Below are 17,957 nucleotides of genomic sequence, written 5' to 3' on the forward strand. Positions count from 1 at the left end.
AACCATAATGAGCGTTATACGAAAGACCAGAATCAATGGATCAACTATTTTTAGCTAAGTGCGCTTGCCTTACTAACCAATCAAAAAATACCACGGCTGCACCATGTAATTCGGCACCGGATCGGCGCACTAAATAAAAAGACTCACTGGCTTCAATACCTTTTCTAAACGGCTGGCCAAACGGTGCGACCAATTTCCCTTCATTCAGCATGTTTTCTACCATAGAAGAGCGAGCCAAGGCCACACCTTGCCCAAGCTCCGCCATACGCAAGGTCGACACGAGCGTATCGAATTGCATACCGACTGACGAATCGACGTTATCCACGCCCATGATGTTTAGCCAATAACCCCACCCCTCTTCATAGCCAATCACATGCAGCAATGGATGGTTCACCAAATCCTCAGGTTCCAACAAAGGCGATTTTTCCATAAGTTCAGGAGAACACACAGGAACCAATTTATCCCAAGTCAGTCGTTGCGAAATCAACCCAGGCCACTCACCATGGCCCCAGCGAATTTCCATATCGGCTTCACCATCCAATGCTTGCACCCAAATATTACTCACATAGCGAATATCGTATTGAGGATAAGCTGCACTAAAATCAGCCAACTTTGGCGCTAACCAGTGAGAGAAGAAAGATAAACTGCCACAAACCTTAATGGTTTGTTTATCATGTTGAGTAAAGATTTCATTCGTACCAACCTCTAAACGAGAAATAGCGTCTTTTACTACGGGAAAGTAAGAACGTCCTTCTTCTGTTAAACTCAAACCACGCGGCAAGCGTTTAAATAACGACACACCCAAATGGCTTTCTAACAAACGAATCTGTTGACTCACCGCCCCTTGGGTCAAGCACAACTCTTCAGCCGCATGAGTAAAATTAAGACATCGAGCCGATACCTCAAAAGTATGCAGCCAGTTTAATGGAGGAAGGGATTTCTTATTCATGATGAATACCCAAAAAAGGAGAGAATCTTGACCAACATTTTTGGCCAAGATTTGTCATCAAAACTAGAGAACTTGACCAAGGAAACGCTGCAGACGCGGATTGTCAGAACTAAAAAAGCGCTCAGGGCTTTCTTCAAACACCAACTCACCATCCTCCATGAACACTACACGATCGGCCACTTCACGAGCAAAACCCATTTCATGCGTTACCACGACCATAGTCATACCATCACTAGCGAGGCTTTTCATAACGTCCAATACTTCCCCAACCATTTCTGGATCGAGGGCACTGGTTGGTTCATCAAACAACATAATCTTGGGATGCATAGCCAGCGCTCTGGCAATGGCAACACGCTGTTGCTGACCGCCAGACAAATGCGATGGATAGTTATTCATGCGTTCAGCTAGACCGACTTTTTTGAGTAGCTCACGGCCTTCTTGTTCCGCTACTGTGCGAGCTTTTTTCTTCACCTTCATTGGTGACAAGACCACATTACCAAGCGCTGTTTTGTGAGGGAAAAGGTTAAAGGACTGAAACACCATCCCCACCTCTTCACGCACTTTATTGATGTTGGTTTTTCTGTCTGTCAAACTCACTTCATCAATATGAATTGAGCCATCAGAAATACTTTCTAACTGATTCAAAGTACGTAAAAACGTCGATTTACCGGAGCCGCTTGGCCCAATGATCACCACCACTTCGCCACGATTAATATCGAGGGATACGTTTTTTAAGGCATGACAACCATTCGAATAAATTTTTTCAATATTGCGAGCTTGAATGATGCTCTTATCGGTCATATTAGTCACTGGCAGATAACCTCTTTTCAAGACGCTGAATGGCCCAAGACAAGGCGCCGGTTAACACTAAATACATAAGAGCTACAGCAAACCACACTTCAAATGGTGCAAAAGTAGAACTCACCACTTCACGACCAGCCTTGGTTAAATCCGTGATGGAAATAACAGATACCAAAGACGAGTCTTTAATCAAATTTATAAATTGTCCAGCCATTGGCGGTAGCGTACGTTTGAACGCTTGCGGCAAAATCACATTCACCATGGCTTGAACATAATTCATCCCTAAGCTGCGTGCAGCTTCCATTTGTCCTGGGCTAATTGACTGAATACCAGAGCGCACGATTTCTGCGATATAGGCACCAGTAAATACAGACAAAGCCGCCACACCGGCAGTAAAACGATCTAGATCCAACACGGTACCAATAAAAAAGTAGAAGATAAAAATCTGTACTAGTAAGGGCGTACCACGAATAAGTTCGATGTAAGTAACGGACAAATAGCGCAGCGCCGGATTAGTCGATATTCTAGCCAAACCTGCAAACAAACCGATAACCACAGCAAAAACTAGCGACACAACAGACAATTGCAATGTCATCACTAGCCCCCACGTGAGCGGACCTATATTCCAGTTTTCTACTTCGACAAGAGGATCGCCCTCAAACACCAAATCGCCATTACTCACCAGCAAATTATCAAACTTCTCAATCACTAACGGATCATCACCGTAGTCCGAAGTCACCACCAGCTTATTGCCTTTCTCTATTGTGGCTGAACCATCAAAGGGAGATCGAACCGTCGTAGCTTCGGTATTAATAATGTACTGCGGAATACGTTCCCAGCGCCAAGTGTAGTCAATGCTTTTACTACCAGCATAAATGCCAAAGCCAAGTCCTATCATGATTAGAACAAAGACCGCTTTCCACAAAAGTAGATGAGGTTGTTTTTCCATCGATGAGAAGTTCCCCGTCGTTTTTTTTAACTCAAAGAGTCGTTTTTTTAACTCAAAGAAGAGGTAATAAAAAGTGGCGCTACACTGCGCCACTTTTTATTAATTGGTGTTACTGAACGTTGCTAATCCAAGAGCTACTAGCAAACCATTTGCGATAAATTTTATCGTAAGTACCATCGCCTTTAATTTGCGCAAGATAGTTGTTCAAGAAATTCATAAAGTCTGGATCCCCTTTGCGAATCGCAAAACCTAGCGGTTCGTAAGTAAAAGAGTCATCCAAATGCAATACTTTGCCTTCATTTTGAGCAGAGTAAATCGCGTTATAAGGCAGGTCATAAACAAAAGCATCAGCATTGCCATTCACTACTTCAAGCACACCTTCTGATTCTGTTTCAAACAAATTCAATTTGGCTTGGCTCATGTATCTTTTTACCGCGTAATCAGATGTCGCACCCAACTTAGTCGCTATCGTATATTTAGCATCGTTCAAGTCACGGTAATTAGTAACCTTGCCTTTCAATTTAGGGCTTAACAGAATCGTTTGACCAACAACAATGTAAGGATCAGTAAAATTCACCTTCAAGTTGCGCTCAGGCGTGATCGTCATCCCAGAGATAATGATGTCACACTTATCCGTTAACAGCGCAGGAATAATGCCATCCCAAGCGGTATTACGAATATCCAATTTTACACCCATCGCTTTTGCCATGGCTTTCCCAATATCCACATCAAAGCCGACAATGTTGCCTTTTTTATCACGCATATCAAACGGCATATAACCAGCTTCAGCACAAACACGAAGCTCACCACGGTTAAGCACTTGATTTAAAGTAGATTTTTCCCACAGATCATTATCTGACGCGGATGCTAGCGTTGCGCTACATAGAGCCAATGCTGTAATAAATATTTTTTTCATTCTTTTATGTCCCCTTTTTTTAAAAACAAACCCTAATCTGTTTCAAATACATGACCCTAACGCCATTTTCTAGCGGCGCATAATACAGGAGTTGCAACGAACAGTCCCTACTAAAACACCAATGCTTTCCACTGTACTTTTCATTTCGCTCCAAATTAATCCAAGTCCATTTCTGAATAAGAAAACCCACGAACTTGCTCAAACGCTTGCTGTAAATCAGCGATTAAATCTTCAGTATCTTCAATCCCCACAGATATCCGCACCAAACCTTCAGAAATACCTAACGCTAAACGTTCTTCTAAGGTATTTTCAACATGACTTGTGGTTCTGGCTGGACCGTAAATGGTTTCTACCGCACCCAAGTTTCCCGCACAATGCCCATATTGTAATTGCGGCAACAAAACCTTCACCGTATCCATGCCACCGACTAACACGAAACTCACAATCGCCCCAAAACCCTGCATTTGTTCACACGCAATGTGATGATTCGGGTGACTGGGTAATCCGGGGTAATTCACCGCTTCGATCAAAGGTTCAGTTAATAAATACTCCGCAATCGCTTGTGCGCTGCTTTGTTGCTGTCGAATACGCAGAGCCAAGGTTTTCATACCACGAATAATCAAATAGGCAGAAAACGGGTCCAATGATGCGCCATTAATTTCTCGATAATGACGGACTTTACCCATTAACTCTTCAGAGCCACACACTAAACCGCCCATAGCATCCGCGTGACCACTCAAGAATTTGGTCGCACTGTGAACAACAATGTCGACACCCAATGCCAAAGGACTTTGATTCAAAGGCGTCGCAAAGGTGTTATCTGCAATCACCAAGGCGCCTACTTTTTTAGCCGCCGCCACAAGGCGTTTTACATCGACTATTTTTAACGTTGGGTTAGTTGGTGTTTCCAAATACAAGACATCGCAGCCTTTGGCAATTTCCTCTTCTATTTGTTCATGGCTGTGAGTCTCACAAAGCGCCACACTCACCCCCATGCGTGGCAAAAATTCTTCAAAGACCTTATTAGTGCCACCGTAGCTGTCTTTCGTCGACACAACGCGACAACCATTCGACAAAAAAGTATAAAGCACGCTACTAATCGCTGCCATGCCAGTACTAAAAGCAACTGCAGACTCGGCATTTTCTAAGCCGCAAATTTTCGCTTCTAGGATTTCTACTGTTGGATTGCTCATACGGCTATAAATAAAACCGGGGGCTGTACCTAGAGCCGCATCGTACCACTCATCGATATCTTGGTAACCATACGCAGCACTGGCGACAATAGGAGTTTGCGTGGCACGATAAGGATGCTGGACTTGTTCGCCACTCCATACGGATCGTGTTCCACTTCCCGCTTGATTAAGCGCAGACTTCGCCAATTTATCACTCATTACAGATCTCTCACATTAAATGGCCAAACAACCAATACGAATTCAATTAGCTTTCACTATAGCCAAATGAGGAAAATGCGAGAAATCATCTTATCAAGCACTAAGGGTCGTTTTTTTTAATGGATAAAACGTCGACCGAATGACTTATACTCTTCATTATTCTGCGTTCATTTGCTGACTTTTAGGGCCCCTCATGAAACCTGCTGCTTCGCCTAATAATACTGTCGATAAAAACATGCTTGGCGTCTTTCGTTATAGCCGTCGTGCCATTGATTTGGTGTGGAAAACTTCACCAGCGTTAACCATTGGTTTGGCACTGGCTACACTGATTGCTGGCGTGCTACCTGCGGCGATGGCGTATGTCGGGCAATTGATCGTCGATGCCGTACTGGCTGCAATGGAAAGCTACAAACAAGATCAGGTCTTGCATTATCAAACCGCACTCAACTATGTGTTCCTAGAAGGTATTTTAGTGTTGGTGATTGCCGCCGCGCAGCGGGCTTTAACAGCACAGCAAGCCATTTTACAAGGCTTATTAGGTCAAAAAGTTAACCTACTAATCTTAGAAAAAGCCCAAAGCTTAACCCTGTCTCATTTCGAAGATTCTGAATTCTACGACAAATTAGTTCGCGCCCGTCGCGAAGCATCAAGCCGCCCACTTGCTCTGGTTAATAAAACCTTTTCCCTACTACAAAATGCCATCTCGTTATCCAGCTTTGCAGTCTTACTCTGGCACTTTTCTCCGTGGGCGTTGGCATTATTAATTTGTGGTGCTTTACCTTCTTTTATAGCCGAGGCTAAATTCTCTGGCGATGCCTTTATGATGTTTCGTTGGCGCTCACCTGAAGTACGCCAGCAAAACTATCTTGAAACCTTACTCGCCCGAGAAGACAACATCAAAGAAGTTCGCCTATATCAATTAGGCAATCGTTTTTTAAAACGCTACACCGACATATTCATCAAGCTGTTCAAAGAAAGTAAGCGACTGATTTTACGTCGTGAAAGCTGGGGCTTCGCCCTTGGCGTGATAAGTACCTTGGTGTTTTATGGCGCCTATGGTTGGATTGTCAGCGACACCATTATAGGTGCAATTACCTTAGGTCAGATGACCATGTATTTGCTGTTATTTAAACAAGGTCAAAGTTCAGTTTCAGCTTCACTTACCGCCATCAGCGGCATGTACGAAGATAATTTGTATTTATCTAATCTCTATGAATATCTAGAACAAGAAACCCCGCTTTCTACCTCTGGGCTTTCGAAGGGACCCATTCCAAACGATGGTATTCGTTTTGAAAACGTCTCTTTCCAATATCCAGGCAATGAAAAAACCGCACTTGCCAACATCAATCTACATATTCGACCCAGCCACAGCCTTGCGATTGTGGGTGAAAATGGTTCGGGTAAAACTACGCTGATCAAACTACTAACGCGACTTTATAATCCAACACAAGGACGAATTTTGCTAGATGGTTTGGATTTGCTGGAATGGGAAGAAGGCGCACTGCTAAAACGCGTTGGCGTGATATTTCAAGACTTTGTTCGCTATCAATTTATTGTTGGTGAAAACATCGGCGCTGGCGACAACGACAGATTTAACGATCAAACTGGTTGGAAAAAAGCAGCCGCACTTGGCAAGGCCACCGACTTTATTGACGAACTTGCACAAGGCTACCAAACCCAATTAGGTCGCTGGTTCCGCGGCGGACAAGAACTATCAGGAGGACAATGGCAAAAAATCGCCTTGGCGCGCGCTTTCATGCGCGAAGACGCCGATATTTTGGTGTTAGATGAACCGACCGCGGCGATGGATGCTCAGGCCGAAGCCAATATTTTTCAGCATTTCCAAGAACATACTAAGGACAAAATGGCGATTCTGATTTCTCATCGTTTCTCCACTGTTCGGCTCGCGCACGAGATCATCGTCATGGAACATGGACGCATAAAAGAACGTGGCACCCACGATTCACTTTTAGCACAACAAGGCCAATACGCCCATTTATTTACTTTACAGGCGCAGGGATATCGTTAAAAGCCTGATCGAGGCCAACCTATAAAGCTTGCTTTTTTGTTATGCTCTGCCTTATTAAATTAACTCTTTGGCGAAATTCACGCGAATGACTCACAGGAAAAGCCGTTTTGAACAGACGTAATTTTATAAAATCCAGCCTCTTAGTCGCCATGACAAGTACACTACCTAAAGTTGTTCTTGCTGCTACGCCGTCTGCTGGTTTCGACTACGAATTGATCATCGCACCAGCCGATGTAAACATTGTTTCTGGCGGCAGTACGCCTGCACTTTGCTTTAACGGCGGTTACCCTGCGCCAGTGATTCGCGCCAAGCAACATCAGCCCGTGCGTATTCGCGTGATCAACAAATTAAACGAACCGACGACGATTCATTGGCATGGCATGAGAATCCCGATTGCAATGGACGGCGTGCCATTTTTAAGCCAACCGCCAATCATGCCCGGTGAAACCTTCGACTATGAGTTTACGCCACCCGATGCGGGTTCTTTTTGGTATCACCCGCACATGAACAGTGTCGAACAGCTTGGCAAAGGCTTGGTTGGCGCACTGATCGTAGATGAAGCTGAAAAGCCAGATTTTGATGAAGACTTGGTGCTTTGTATGAAGAACTGGCACATCAAAGACGATGGCTCTTTCACCGCGTTGACAACACCGCAAAATGCTTTTCGTATGGGCACACCCGGTCGAGTGATGACGATCAACGGCGAAATTCATCCAACCTATGAAGTCCCTGCCGGCGGGGCCATTCGAGTGCGTCTTTTGAATGTGGATAACACCTTACTTTATCAAGTGAATTCAACTGATCCACAAGCTCAAATCATCGCCATTGATGGCAACCCGATTGATCAGCCAGTTGCTTTGAAAAACCACGCAGTCGGTCCTGGAATGCGTCTTGATCTTGGTGTGATAGCACCGAAAAAGGTAGGAGAAAGCGTCACCTTTAAACACAAAGGTAAGCCTATGGTGACCATCAAAAGCGTGGCGAGCAAACTTAAAGAGCGCCGTTTACCTAGGCTGCCACTCAACCCAATTCCCGCACCCGATTTAAATAACGCAGAAACCATTAAATTTGCTTTCGAATGGAACGCGAACATTACACCAATCGAAAAAGATGGCAAGGTGAGCTATAACTTCTGGACGATGAATCGACGCTCTTGGGAAGGCATGTCAAAAGGTCATATTCCCGACCCTCTCGCCACATTAGAACGCGGTAAAACCTATATTTTCGAGCTGTCGAATTTGACTCAATATCACCATCCGATTCATATTCATGGTCATACTTTCACGGTTTTAAAATCGAATAAAAAGGCCATCACGCCATTTCATACCGACACCGTTTTACTCGGACAAAATGAAACTGTGCTCGCCGCATTGGTAGCAGACAATCCAGGGCGCTGGATGTATCACTGCCATATCATCGAACACCTAAAGACAGGTTTTATGAGCTTCGTTGAAGTAACGTAAAGCACACAATAAAAAACCAGATCAGAGCAAGGATCTGGTTTTTATTAATCCGTACAGATAACTAAATAAAGTCATCACTACCAAAATCGTCAAAACCGCCCATGTCGTCAAACCCTCCCTGATCAAAGCCGTCTTGATCAACACCACCAGAGTCAATATCGCTTTGATCCATATTGGCTTGGTCAAACCCGGCCTGCCCAAAGCCTCGGTTAGGGTCTAAAGCATCATCCGATTGATCAAAGCCTGTCTGGCCTGAATCTGCTGCGGCTCCAAGATCTGGCTCTTGCCCAAAGTCTGAACTGTCAGGCGCTTCATTAATAACATTCGCCATATCCGCTTCGGAATGATGACTAAACATATTCATCAACATATTCCCAACAACCACACCACCAGCCACACCCGCTGCCGTTTGTAAGGCACCACCTAAAAAGCTACCAGCGCCAGAACGACTGCGGCCGAATGCTTGATTCCTTGTCTGTTGATCTCTGGTCTGTTGATCTCTGGCCTGCTGATTGTTTGATTGCCCAAAGCCTTGTTGTGAACCATTACCTCTTCCCCAACCCGAACCTTGCTGAACAGATTCTTGGGAAGAAACCTGCTCGCCACCAAATAGTCCAGACAAGAACCCGCCAGAACTAGGCTTAGCAGATACATTCCGCTCTAACTCTTCTACACGAGCATTTAACTGCTTTAACGCGGCCTCTTGCATGATAATAGTTTGCGCCATGTAGTAAGGCGCAGCGGGATTCGCCACGAGATGTTTATTAATCTGCGTTTCTGCTACTTTGTCCCGCTCACCAGTGCTTTTCTCTGCGGTATTAATACGCTCAAATAAACTGTCAATTAAACCACTTGCATCGTTACTCATGTTCTTGTCTCCAACTGAAAATAGTCAGCAGGCAAATGAAAAAAAGAGGCCTGCGATCTCTTAATCATAAGGCCAGCTAATACGCGAACAAGTGATTAAAGAGTCAGGAAAAAGGAAACAAGGCTTGGTGCAAGGTTGAGATTTTTACTTAATTGGATGATCAAAGGGAGCAACAAACAAAAACGCCAGATCAAGCGAGCTTAATCTGGCGTTTCTTTAATGTCTGTGACTTAGTTGCTGAGCTTAGAGCTCTTCGTTGCTTTCTGCTTCTTCTAGCTCATCGTCTTGTTCAACTACTTCACGTTTTGTACGCTGTGCCGGTGCGGCTAGAATTTCAAGGTAGAACTGAGTCCACTCTTGGCTTTCAGCAAAGCTAATTTTTTCATTAATTTGAGCGACATGAATCTCTTCAGCCAATGCCTCTGTTTCACCAAAACGACAATCAAAGCCCCAAAAGTCAGCGTACTCTGGCAATTTTTTATTGCGCTCTCTTTTTAAATATTTTTTAACTTCGTTCTTTGTCGCTTCAATTAAACGTGGGTATTTGATTGTTGGATGAGATAGTTTAAATGTCTTTTTCATTGGGATCCTAAAGGATTAAAAGTCAGGAGACGTTGTTGCATGCTCCAATTGCCGAGCATGATAACGGATCGACTTATCTGTCGCCATGGATAAGTCGATAAAATCTCTGCCACGCAGATTATTCTGCCGTATAAGATCGCAACAAACGATGAATAAAAGCCAACTTCTCCCGCACAGCTGGCACCAAGACAAAAGGATACAAATCCGGTTGCCCCATGCCACGATTCAAATTGTTTACAGCGAAAGTTAACGGCACATATTGCGCAAGAATATCGTCGAAATTATCGTGTCGATAAGGATCAATATTCACCATCACAGCGAGGTTTTGTCGATTCGTACCTGTAGGTTGAAGACTCAAACCAAAATCACTTGCCATTTCTAAAGTATCGACGATATGCAGATAATGCGCCCATGTTTCAGCCCAGTCTTCCCAAGGGTGAGAAGAAGCGTACACACTCACAAAAGATTCCTGCCAATCTGGATTTGGCGCTTTGTAATGCGCTTCTAATGCATCTGCATAACTAACCGTTTCATCGCCAAAAACAGATCGAAAATCCGCCAACACTTGCTCATCATCAAACACCAACCAATCCCAATAATAATGGCCGATTTCATGACGAAAATGACCAATTACCGTTCGATAGGATTCTTGCATGTCTTCACGCATTTGCTCACGATCAACTGAGTTGCCCTCTGCGGCGTTGATGGTCACCTGTCCAGAAGCATGCCCTGTCATGGCACTCACATCTTCTGGCACCACGTTATTTTCCGAAATAAAATCAAACGACAAACCGTCTTCTGGCTCTGTCTTTTTGCTGATCAAAGGCAAACCTAAACGCAATAAAGAATACACCAAGCGATGCTTAGCAAACTCCAATTGTTGCCATGCTTGGCGTTCTTCTATTTTCTCTAAATTTGGAATATGACGGTTCAGCTCACAGGCCATACAAAACGTACTACCGCCTTCTTCTACTAACCAATTACACACTTGATGCTGATGGTTCTCACAGTAATACCAACGCTTTGCGGGAATGGATTTATCAGCCATCGCGTACCAAGCATTATCAACCGACTTTAACGCACTAATTACTAATTGATCTGGCAAAAAGCCCAACGATGAAGAACATTGCTCGCAGTGAGTGTTTTCAAATAACACTGTCTGTCCGCATTGCTGGCAGCTGAAAATTTTCATAAAACTCCTGCTATTAAAAAAATGTCTCTAATTGCACCCTGCTAGGATCATAGTTTACAGTACGACAAATCACCTACTCTTATACTCACGAAATACAACTGTTGAGACGACACATTGCCGAAGAAAAACAACAAGAACTTCACCACTATTTCAGACGTTGCAAAATACGCCAAAGTAGGTAAGACCAGTGTTTCACGTTACCTCAATGGGGAACAAGATAAATTATCAGAAGAGCTACAAGAAAAAATTGCGCAAGCCATCACTCATCTGGATTTTCGTCCTAACCATTCGGCCCGAATGCTCAGAGCTGGGCACTCAAAACTCATCGGATTGTTACTCGCGGATGTCACCAACCCCTATTCCATTGATGTACTACAGGGGATAGAGCATGTTTGCCGTCGCGAAGGGTACATGCTGATGGTCTGCAACACAGATAACAAAGAAGACCTACAAGACAGCTATTTATCCTTACTCGAAGCACACAGAGTCGATGGCATAATCGTCAACACCGCTGGCATGGCACAAAAACAAGTTAGCAATTTAAAGCGGCTATCTTGTCCTTTAGTGTTGGTCGATAGAATCAATACTTCTCTCGGCTTCGATACTGTCGGACTCGACAACGAAGCCGCCGCAAAAGAAGCTTGCGAACACTTACAAGCCAACGCTTACGAATCCATCTTGGTGATGACCGAATCCATCGCGATTGACCCTCGCCAAGCAAGGGTCGATGCGATCCAAGCCTTCATTAATGAAAACGACAACATTACCTGCGATGTCATTGAAATTGAAAAGATGAGCATCAGCTTAATAGTCAAAATCATTGAGGACTTCATCGCCGCTCACCCAAAGCGCAAAAAAGCCATCTTCACCACCAATGGTGTTGCCATGATGAGCACCGCGAAAGCATTGAAACAGCTAGATATTCGCATCGGCACGCAAATTGGTTTAATCAGCATAGACGACCCAGAATGGGCACAACTGTTCGAAGGTGGCATCACCGTCATGCGCCAGCCAACACAACTCATCGGCCAAACGGCTTGCCAACGATTGCTTGCTAGAGTTCAAGGCAACAACGAAGTCGCACAGCACATAAAGCTAAAAGCCGAACTCGTTATTCGTCATTCCATCTGACTTCATTACCAACTAGAAAAGAACAAAAGAACAGCCAAGGGATGGTTAGCAGTAATTAAGAAAACTATTCATGGAATCGATTCCATGATACTTTCATCGAACACAATTTGACCTCCATAAACACAACAATCTCAGGGGCAATCTACATGCAAAACAAACGAACACACTCTTTCATCACTCTTGGTGAAGCAATGGCTATGTTTGTCGCCAAGACACCAGGGCAATTAGCAAACATTGAAGAATTTCATCGTTCTTTAGCTGGGGCGGAAGTCAATGTCGCTATCGGTATGGCACGTTTAGGCTTTGAAGCCAGTTATATTAGTAAAGTAGGCAAAGACAGCTTTGGGCAGTTTATTCGCAAAGCAATAAGCAAAGAAAACATTCGCACTGCTTGGATTTCTGAAAGCACCAACCACGCTACAGGTTTTATGCTGAAATCTAATGTCACCGATGGCAGCGACCCTAAGGTCGAGTACTTCCGAAAAAATTCGGCTGCTTCCACATTAAGCGCTACAGACATAGACGAAAATTTATTCAAAACGGGTACCCATTTACATCTAACTGGCATCTCGATAGCAGTATCTAGCACAATGCGTGAAGCAACAAAGCACGCTTTGAATCTAGCCAAAGAGCAAGGTTGCAGCGTGTCTTTTGATACCAATTTGCGCCCTACTTTGTGGCCAGATGAAGCCACTATGATTGCGAATATTAATGAGTTTGCCTTTGCCAGCGACATTGTTTTACCAGGAATAGAAGAAGGAAAAATTCTCGCGGGTAGTGATCAACCAGAGGTGATTGCCGATTTTTATCTTCAACATGGCGTCAAAACGGTTATCGTCAAACTCGGTAGCAAGGGCGCATTCTTCAAAACCAATACTGGTGAATCTGGAACGGTTGCAGGCTTCCCAGTAGAAAAAGTAGTGGATACAGTGGGCGCTGGAGACAGTTTTGCCGTTGGTGTGATATCAGCCTTACTCGATGGTAAAGCCATGGAACAAGCCGCTCGTCGCGGAAATCTACTAGGCTCTTTAACTGTGCAAGTTCGTGGTGACAGCGAAGGCTTGCCAACTCGCGCGCACCTCAGTACTTTAGAAAAAGCAGTTTAGAGAAAAGCGAATTAGAAAAAGGCAGCTAACAAAGGAATAGTAGAATGAAGAAAAAAGTCATTTTATACCGAGACATTCCAGCACAAGAACGCCAACGATTAGAGTCACAATGCGAAGTTACCTTCTTTAATGGCATCAATGACACTAACAAAGACGCCTTTGAGGCTGCTCTCGCCGACGCTGAAGGATTAATAGGCACCAGCACAAGAATGAGTTCAGAGCTATTAAGCCTTGCACCCAAGTTAAAAGCCGCATCGACAATTTCCGTTGGCACAGATCTATATGACTTAAACTACCTCACTGAGCGTGGCATTCCCTTAATGCATACACCGGGTGTATTAGACGAAACCACCGCCGATACCATGTTTACGCTCATTATGTGTACAGCAAGACGCGCTGTTGAATTATCTAACATGGTGCGAGAAGGTCGCTGGAACAGCAACATAGGTGAGTCGCTTTACGGCACTGATGTACATGGAAAAACCCTTGGTATTATTGGCATGGGCCGCATAGGTTATGCCATCGCTAAACGCGGTCATTTTGGTTTTGAGATGAAGATTCAGTACTGCAACCGCAACCGTAAACCAGATATCGAGCAAGACTTAAACGCCACCTATATGAACATGGAAGAACTGCTCAAAACATCCGATTTTGTCTGTGTAATGACACCATTAACACCAGAAACCGAACGATTAATTGGTGCAAAAGAATTCGCTCTGATGAAGCCAAGTGCCATCTTCATTAATGGTTCTCGGGGTAAAGTCATCGATCAAGCTGCGCTTGTCGACGCCTTAACCAATGGCACTATTCGTGCTGCTGGACTGGATGTTTTTGAAGTCGAACCTTTACCGGACGATTCACCGCTTTGCGAACTAAATAACGCAGTTCTGTTTCCACACATTGGCTCAGCTACTTCGGAAACCCGCCTTGCTATGATCACCTGTGCTGTGGACAACCTGATCAATGCACTCGATGGTGACATTTCACATAACTGCGCCAATCAACATTTGTTAACTAGATAGCCTTTTGGCTATCTAGTTAACAAATTTTCTATAAAAACGACGGCGTAATCTTATTACCTAGACGACTAAACTCTTTAGAAAGCCATATATAGGTCACTTTTCCAATCACATTAGACTCAGAAAAAGCCCCCCAATAGCGACTGTCATTACTGTTATCTCGCCAATCACCCAAGACAAATATTTGCCCTTCTGGCACCACAGTTTCGGACATAGACATAGAGACTTCGCTGCGCCTAAAGCGCTCATCGACTGAAACGATACGCTCGGCCTTACCGTTTAATATCACTTGACCATTTTCAATAGCCACCCTGTCATTCCCCAAAGCAACGATTCTTTTGGTAAACAGGGTTTGTCTGTTATTGGGATAACGAAACACCACAACATCGCCAATATTTAAAGACAAATCTTTTGTATCGACAGCAATGTAATCACCAGGCTGCAGCGTCGGCATCATAGAACGAGAGGGAACCTGATAAAGTTCAAAACCCAACAAGGCACCACGAGACGAGATAAGCGTTTGACCAAGAGCTAAGATCAAAGCCAGTATAGCCAAGTAGCAATACCAGCGATTATAAGACTTCAATTCATAGAATTGATTTGCCAAGGCAAGCCGCACAGCACTGAGTATGGCATACGAATAGAGACACAGTAAAAAGAGCATAAAAAACCAAATGCCATAAGCGGCCGAGAGCCAGCCAAGCTTACCAAATACAAATAGCCCACCAGTTTGTAAAAGAAACAACCATAACCCTTTTTTCAAATTCCCTGCGTACACGTGCCCAAATCCCGGCGATAAGACCGACAACACCAAGGCCCAAATAGGACTTCTTTTCTTCACGTTTTGCTTCCCTTCAATCATTAATAAAGCTCTTCTTTATCTGCTTACACCTTACCTACGCCCCTTTATAAAACCGAGCGAAGAGGAGAAAAACGCGCGGCATCAATAATTGACCAAAGATGTAATATTCCGCCAACTAACCACATAAAGAACAAAATCACCGTTGCCCCCAATGCATAGCTCACAAAGACGGTGACAAAAAAGAACAGCGCCATAAAGATACGTCCCTGCACCAACTGACCTAATCCAGGAATAAAAACATTACAAAGTGCAGCAATCACATTGCCGCCTGAACCTTGACCAGACATAAGAACTCCCACTATAAGACCGCTAAAAAATTAAGAATAAGGACAAAACAGATAAATGAAAAGCAACTTCCATCACCTGCCATTACTAGAAATACGCTTTCTTATCCTGATAGGCTTGTTTGATGTGCTCTATCAATAGCCGCAACTTTTCTGGCAAGTATTTAGTAAAGGGGTAAATAGCGTAAACACCCAGCTGACGAGGCTTGTACCCTGACAAGATAGCGACGAGCTTGCCTTGCTGCAAATCTTCATACACACAACAACGTGGCACATAAACAATACCAAAGCCTGCCAAAGCGGCTTTGCGTAATGCTTGAGCGTTATTGGTGGCAAAACTGCCACTAATGCGCACGCTTTCTTCCACTGTTTTTTTGCCGACACCTTGCTTGGTAAACCGCCAATCAAACGAGCCTTGGGCTTGGTAGGTATAAGCCAAACAATTATGGTCCCTCAAGGCCTCTAGATCACTGACTTCACCATATCGCTCGATATAACTTGGCGAGCAACACACTACCCAATTTGATTGAATCAAAGGCTTGGCAATTAGGCTTGAATCTTCCAACTTGCCGGTACGAATCGCCAGATCCAACCCCTCACCAACTAAATCCACAAAGTCATTTTCAAGGCGCATATCCACGGTAATATTCGGATATTTTTGGCAAAACTCCGCCACAGCTTCAGCCAATAACAATTCCCCAGAAATCGTCGGCACGGACATTTTTATAGTGCCTGTGAGACCTTGACTAAACGCCGACACAGAAGCAACTGCATCACTGACTTGGCCTTCTATATTCTTGGCGTGAACATATAAGCTTTCCCCTGCTTCCGTCAGGCTGAGACGCCTTGTTGTGCGATGAATCAACTGTGCACCAAGGTCTTGTTCAAGCTTACTAATGCGCTTACTTAAGGCTGGTGTCGACAACCCGGCTTGCTGCGCCGCTTTATTAAAAGACCCCGCATCGGCTACATTCACAAAAAGCGTTAAATCGGCTGCGTTCACTGCTGCATCCTTTTTATTAAGACGTTTTTAGAAAGAGTTTATTAGTTTATGTCGTATTTATTGTAAATAGAATGCAGTCTATAGTTAATAGACAAAATTATTTAAGGGCTCTGACCCCTTTTTCTAAGCGAGGTAAAAAATGCGTCTCAAAGACTGCCACAATTTCCAAGACTTTCGCACCCTAGCCAAAAAACGCCTACCAAGCCCAATCTTTAATTACATTGATGGTGGTGCCGACGACGAGACAACTTACCGCCGTAACACCGCCGCTTTTGAAACCTGTGACCTAGTGCCCAGCGTCCTTACTGGCGTAAAAGACGTCGACCTATCCGTTACCGTCATGGGACAAAAACTCGCTCTGCCAATTTACTGCTCGCCTACGGCCTTACAAAGATTATTCCATCATGATGGCGAAAGAGCCGTTGCCAATGCCGCCGAAAAATACGGCACCATGTTTGGCGTGTCGTCCCTAGGCACAGTAAGCATGGAAGAAATTGCCAAGCAAACCACCACACCTCAGGTCTATCAGTTTTACTTTCATAAAGACCGCGAGCTAAACCGCGCCATGATGCAACGAGCCAAAGACGCCGGTGTGCAAGTAATGATGCTGACAGTCGATTCCATTACTGGCGGCAACCGAGAACGTGACCTTCGCACAGGCTTCGCCATTCCTTTTAAATTAAACCTAAAAGGCATGCTGCAGTTTGTCCTCAAACCTATGTGGGGCATTAACTACGTGACCCATGAAAAATTCCGTTTACCACAGCTCGACGAACACGTCGACATGGGGTCTGGTGCGACATCGATTGGCGACTACTTTACCAACATGCTCGACCCATCAATGAACTGGGACGACGTGGCAGAAATGGTGAAATTCTGGGATGGAGAGTTTTGTTTAAAAGGCATCATGAGCCGAGAAGACGCCCGCAAAGCGGTGGAAATTGGCTGTACTGGCGTGATCATTTCCAACCATGGCGGACGCCAACTGGATGGTTCGCGCAGCTCCTTCGATCAACTAGCGGAAATTGTCGATGAAGTCGGAGATGAAATAGACGTGATATTCGACAGCGGCGTGCAACGGGGCACCCACGTACTCAAAGCTTTATCTCTTGGCGCCAAAGCCGTAGGCATCGGCCGCATGTACTTATACCCACTCGCCGCCGCTGGACAACCTGGCGTGGAACGCGCACTTGGACTCATGAAAGCCGAACTCGAACGAGATATGAAACTCATGGGCAAAACATCAATTGATCAACTAACGAAAGAGAACTTGCGGTTTCGATCTTAGAGCTAACAGTACCCTCCCCTTATGTCTTTCAAGGGGAGATACCATCTTTCAAAGCAAGCCTTTTTTAGTCATTTAGACTATTTGAGGCTTGTATTCGCTTTGATGTTTCACAACACCAAAACAA

The 17,957-nt window shown here is 44.5% G+C and carries 17 protein-coding genes; 6 read left to right on the top strand and 11 right to left on the bottom strand.

Going from position 1 to position 17,957, the window contains the following annotated elements:
• Positions 1–40 precede the first annotated feature (40 nt).
• The 5 genes from DFP80_RS16290 to DFP80_RS16310 form a co-directional block, all read right to left on the bottom strand.
• Positions 41–949: a LysR substrate-binding domain-containing protein gene (locus DFP80_RS16290; RefSeq protein WP_113917865.1), complete on the bottom strand. Its 909-nt coding sequence runs from the start codon at positions 947–949 to the stop codon at positions 41–43.
• Between the two features lie 63 nt (positions 950–1,012).
• A complete protein-coding gene (locus tag DFP80_RS16295; RefSeq protein WP_113917866.1) occupies positions 1,013–1,750 on the bottom strand; it encodes an amino acid ABC transporter ATP-binding protein in 738 nt (245 codons plus the stop codon).
• A 1-nt stretch (position 1,751) separates the two neighbouring features.
• Positions 1,752–2,699, bottom strand: a complete 948-nt coding sequence (locus DFP80_RS16300) for an amino acid ABC transporter permease (RefSeq protein ID WP_113917867.1) — start codon at positions 2,697–2,699, stop codon at positions 1,752–1,754.
• Between the two features lie 109 nt (positions 2,700–2,808).
• Positions 2,809–3,615 carry a transporter substrate-binding domain-containing protein gene (locus DFP80_RS16305; RefSeq protein WP_113917868.1) on the bottom strand — a complete coding sequence of 269 codons (807 nt, stop codon included), beginning with the start codon at positions 3,613–3,615 and terminating at the stop codon, positions 2,809–2,811.
• Positions 3,616–3,770: 155 nt separating this feature from the next.
• The gene (locus tag DFP80_RS16310; protein WP_113917869.1) at positions 3,771–5,006 is read right to left on the bottom strand and encodes a cystathionine gamma-synthase family protein; all 1,236 of its coding nucleotides are present in this window, start codon (positions 5,004–5,006) and stop codon (positions 3,771–3,773) included.
• A gap of 193 nt (positions 5,007–5,199) precedes the next feature.
• Between DFP80_RS16310 and DFP80_RS16315 the strand changes: the two genes are divergently transcribed.
• Positions 5,200–7,035 carry an ABC transporter ATP-binding protein gene (locus tag DFP80_RS16315; protein ID WP_113917870.1) on the top strand — a complete coding sequence of 612 codons (1,836 nt, stop codon included), beginning with the start codon at positions 5,200–5,202 and terminating at the stop codon, positions 7,033–7,035.
• Positions 7,036–7,142: 107 nt separating this feature from the next.
• On the top strand, positions 7,143–8,498 hold the full coding sequence (locus DFP80_RS16320; protein WP_241560289.1) for a multicopper oxidase family protein: 1,356 nt from the start codon (positions 7,143–7,145) through the stop codon (positions 8,496–8,498).
• A gap of 61 nt (positions 8,499–8,559) precedes the next feature.
• On the opposite strand, the gene DFP80_RS16325 is transcribed toward DFP80_RS16320, so the two are convergent.
• The 3 genes from DFP80_RS16325 to DFP80_RS16335 form a co-directional block, all read right to left on the bottom strand.
• Positions 8,560–9,366, bottom strand: coding sequence for a DUF2076 domain-containing protein (locus DFP80_RS16325; RefSeq protein ID WP_113917871.1), 807 nt, complete (start codon positions 9,364–9,366; stop codon positions 8,560–8,562).
• 243 nt (positions 9,367–9,609) lie between these two features.
• Positions 9,610–9,948 carry a DUF6172 family protein gene (locus DFP80_RS16330; protein WP_113917872.1) on the bottom strand — a complete coding sequence of 113 codons (339 nt, stop codon included), beginning with the start codon at positions 9,946–9,948 and terminating at the stop codon, positions 9,610–9,612.
• Between the two features lie 118 nt (positions 9,949–10,066).
• Positions 10,067–11,140 (bottom strand): zinc-binding metallopeptidase family protein, encoded by a 1,074-nt coding sequence (locus tag DFP80_RS16335; RefSeq protein WP_113917873.1) that lies wholly within the window; start codon positions 11,138–11,140, stop codon positions 10,067–10,069.
• A 114-nt stretch (positions 11,141–11,254) separates the two neighbouring features.
• Here DFP80_RS16335 and DFP80_RS16340 point away from each other — a divergent pair, with 114 nt between their 5' ends.
• The 3 genes from DFP80_RS16340 (at position 11,255) to DFP80_RS16350 (ending at position 14,399) form a co-directional block, all read left to right on the top strand.
• Positions 11,255–12,271, top strand: a complete 1,017-nt coding sequence (locus DFP80_RS16340; RefSeq protein ID WP_113917874.1) for a LacI family DNA-binding transcriptional regulator — start codon at positions 11,255–11,257, stop codon at positions 12,269–12,271.
• A 146-nt stretch (positions 12,272–12,417) separates the two neighbouring features.
• Positions 12,418–13,377 (top strand): sugar kinase, encoded by a 960-nt coding sequence (locus DFP80_RS16345; RefSeq protein WP_113917875.1) that lies wholly within the window; start codon positions 12,418–12,420, stop codon positions 13,375–13,377.
• Between the two features lie 44 nt (positions 13,378–13,421).
• Entirely contained in the window at positions 13,422–14,399 is a 978-nt protein-coding gene (locus tag DFP80_RS16350) for a 2-hydroxyacid dehydrogenase (RefSeq protein WP_113917876.1), read from the top strand.
• Positions 14,400–14,427: 28 nt separating this feature from the next.
• Here the strand turns inward: DFP80_RS16350 and lepB are convergent, their stop codons facing one another.
• From lepB to DFP80_RS16365, 3 genes are all read right to left on the bottom strand, one after another.
• On the bottom strand, positions 14,428–15,237 hold the full coding sequence (gene lepB, locus DFP80_RS16355; RefSeq protein WP_158601369.1) for a signal peptidase I: 810 nt from the start codon (positions 15,235–15,237) through the stop codon (positions 14,428–14,430).
• 65 nt (positions 15,238–15,302) lie between these two features.
• Positions 15,303–15,545, bottom strand: coding sequence for a hypothetical protein (locus DFP80_RS16360; RefSeq protein ID WP_012071377.1), 243 nt, complete (start codon positions 15,543–15,545; stop codon positions 15,303–15,305).
• An 85-nt stretch (positions 15,546–15,630) separates the two neighbouring features.
• Positions 15,631–16,545, bottom strand: a complete 915-nt coding sequence (locus tag DFP80_RS16365; RefSeq protein WP_113917878.1) for a LysR family transcriptional regulator — start codon at positions 16,543–16,545, stop codon at positions 15,631–15,633.
• 139 nt (positions 16,546–16,684) lie between these two features.
• Here DFP80_RS16365 and DFP80_RS16370 point away from each other — a divergent pair, with 139 nt between their 5' ends.
• A complete protein-coding gene (locus DFP80_RS16370) occupies positions 16,685–17,833 on the top strand; it encodes an alpha-hydroxy acid oxidase (RefSeq protein ID WP_113917879.1) in 1,149 nt (382 codons plus the stop codon).
• Positions 17,834–17,957: the final 124 nt, after the last annotated feature.

The sequence above is a fragment of the Marinomonas rhizomae genome (assembly GCF_003315485.1).
GTDB lineage: Bacteria > Pseudomonadota > Gammaproteobacteria > Pseudomonadales > Marinomonadaceae > Marinomonas > Marinomonas rhizomae.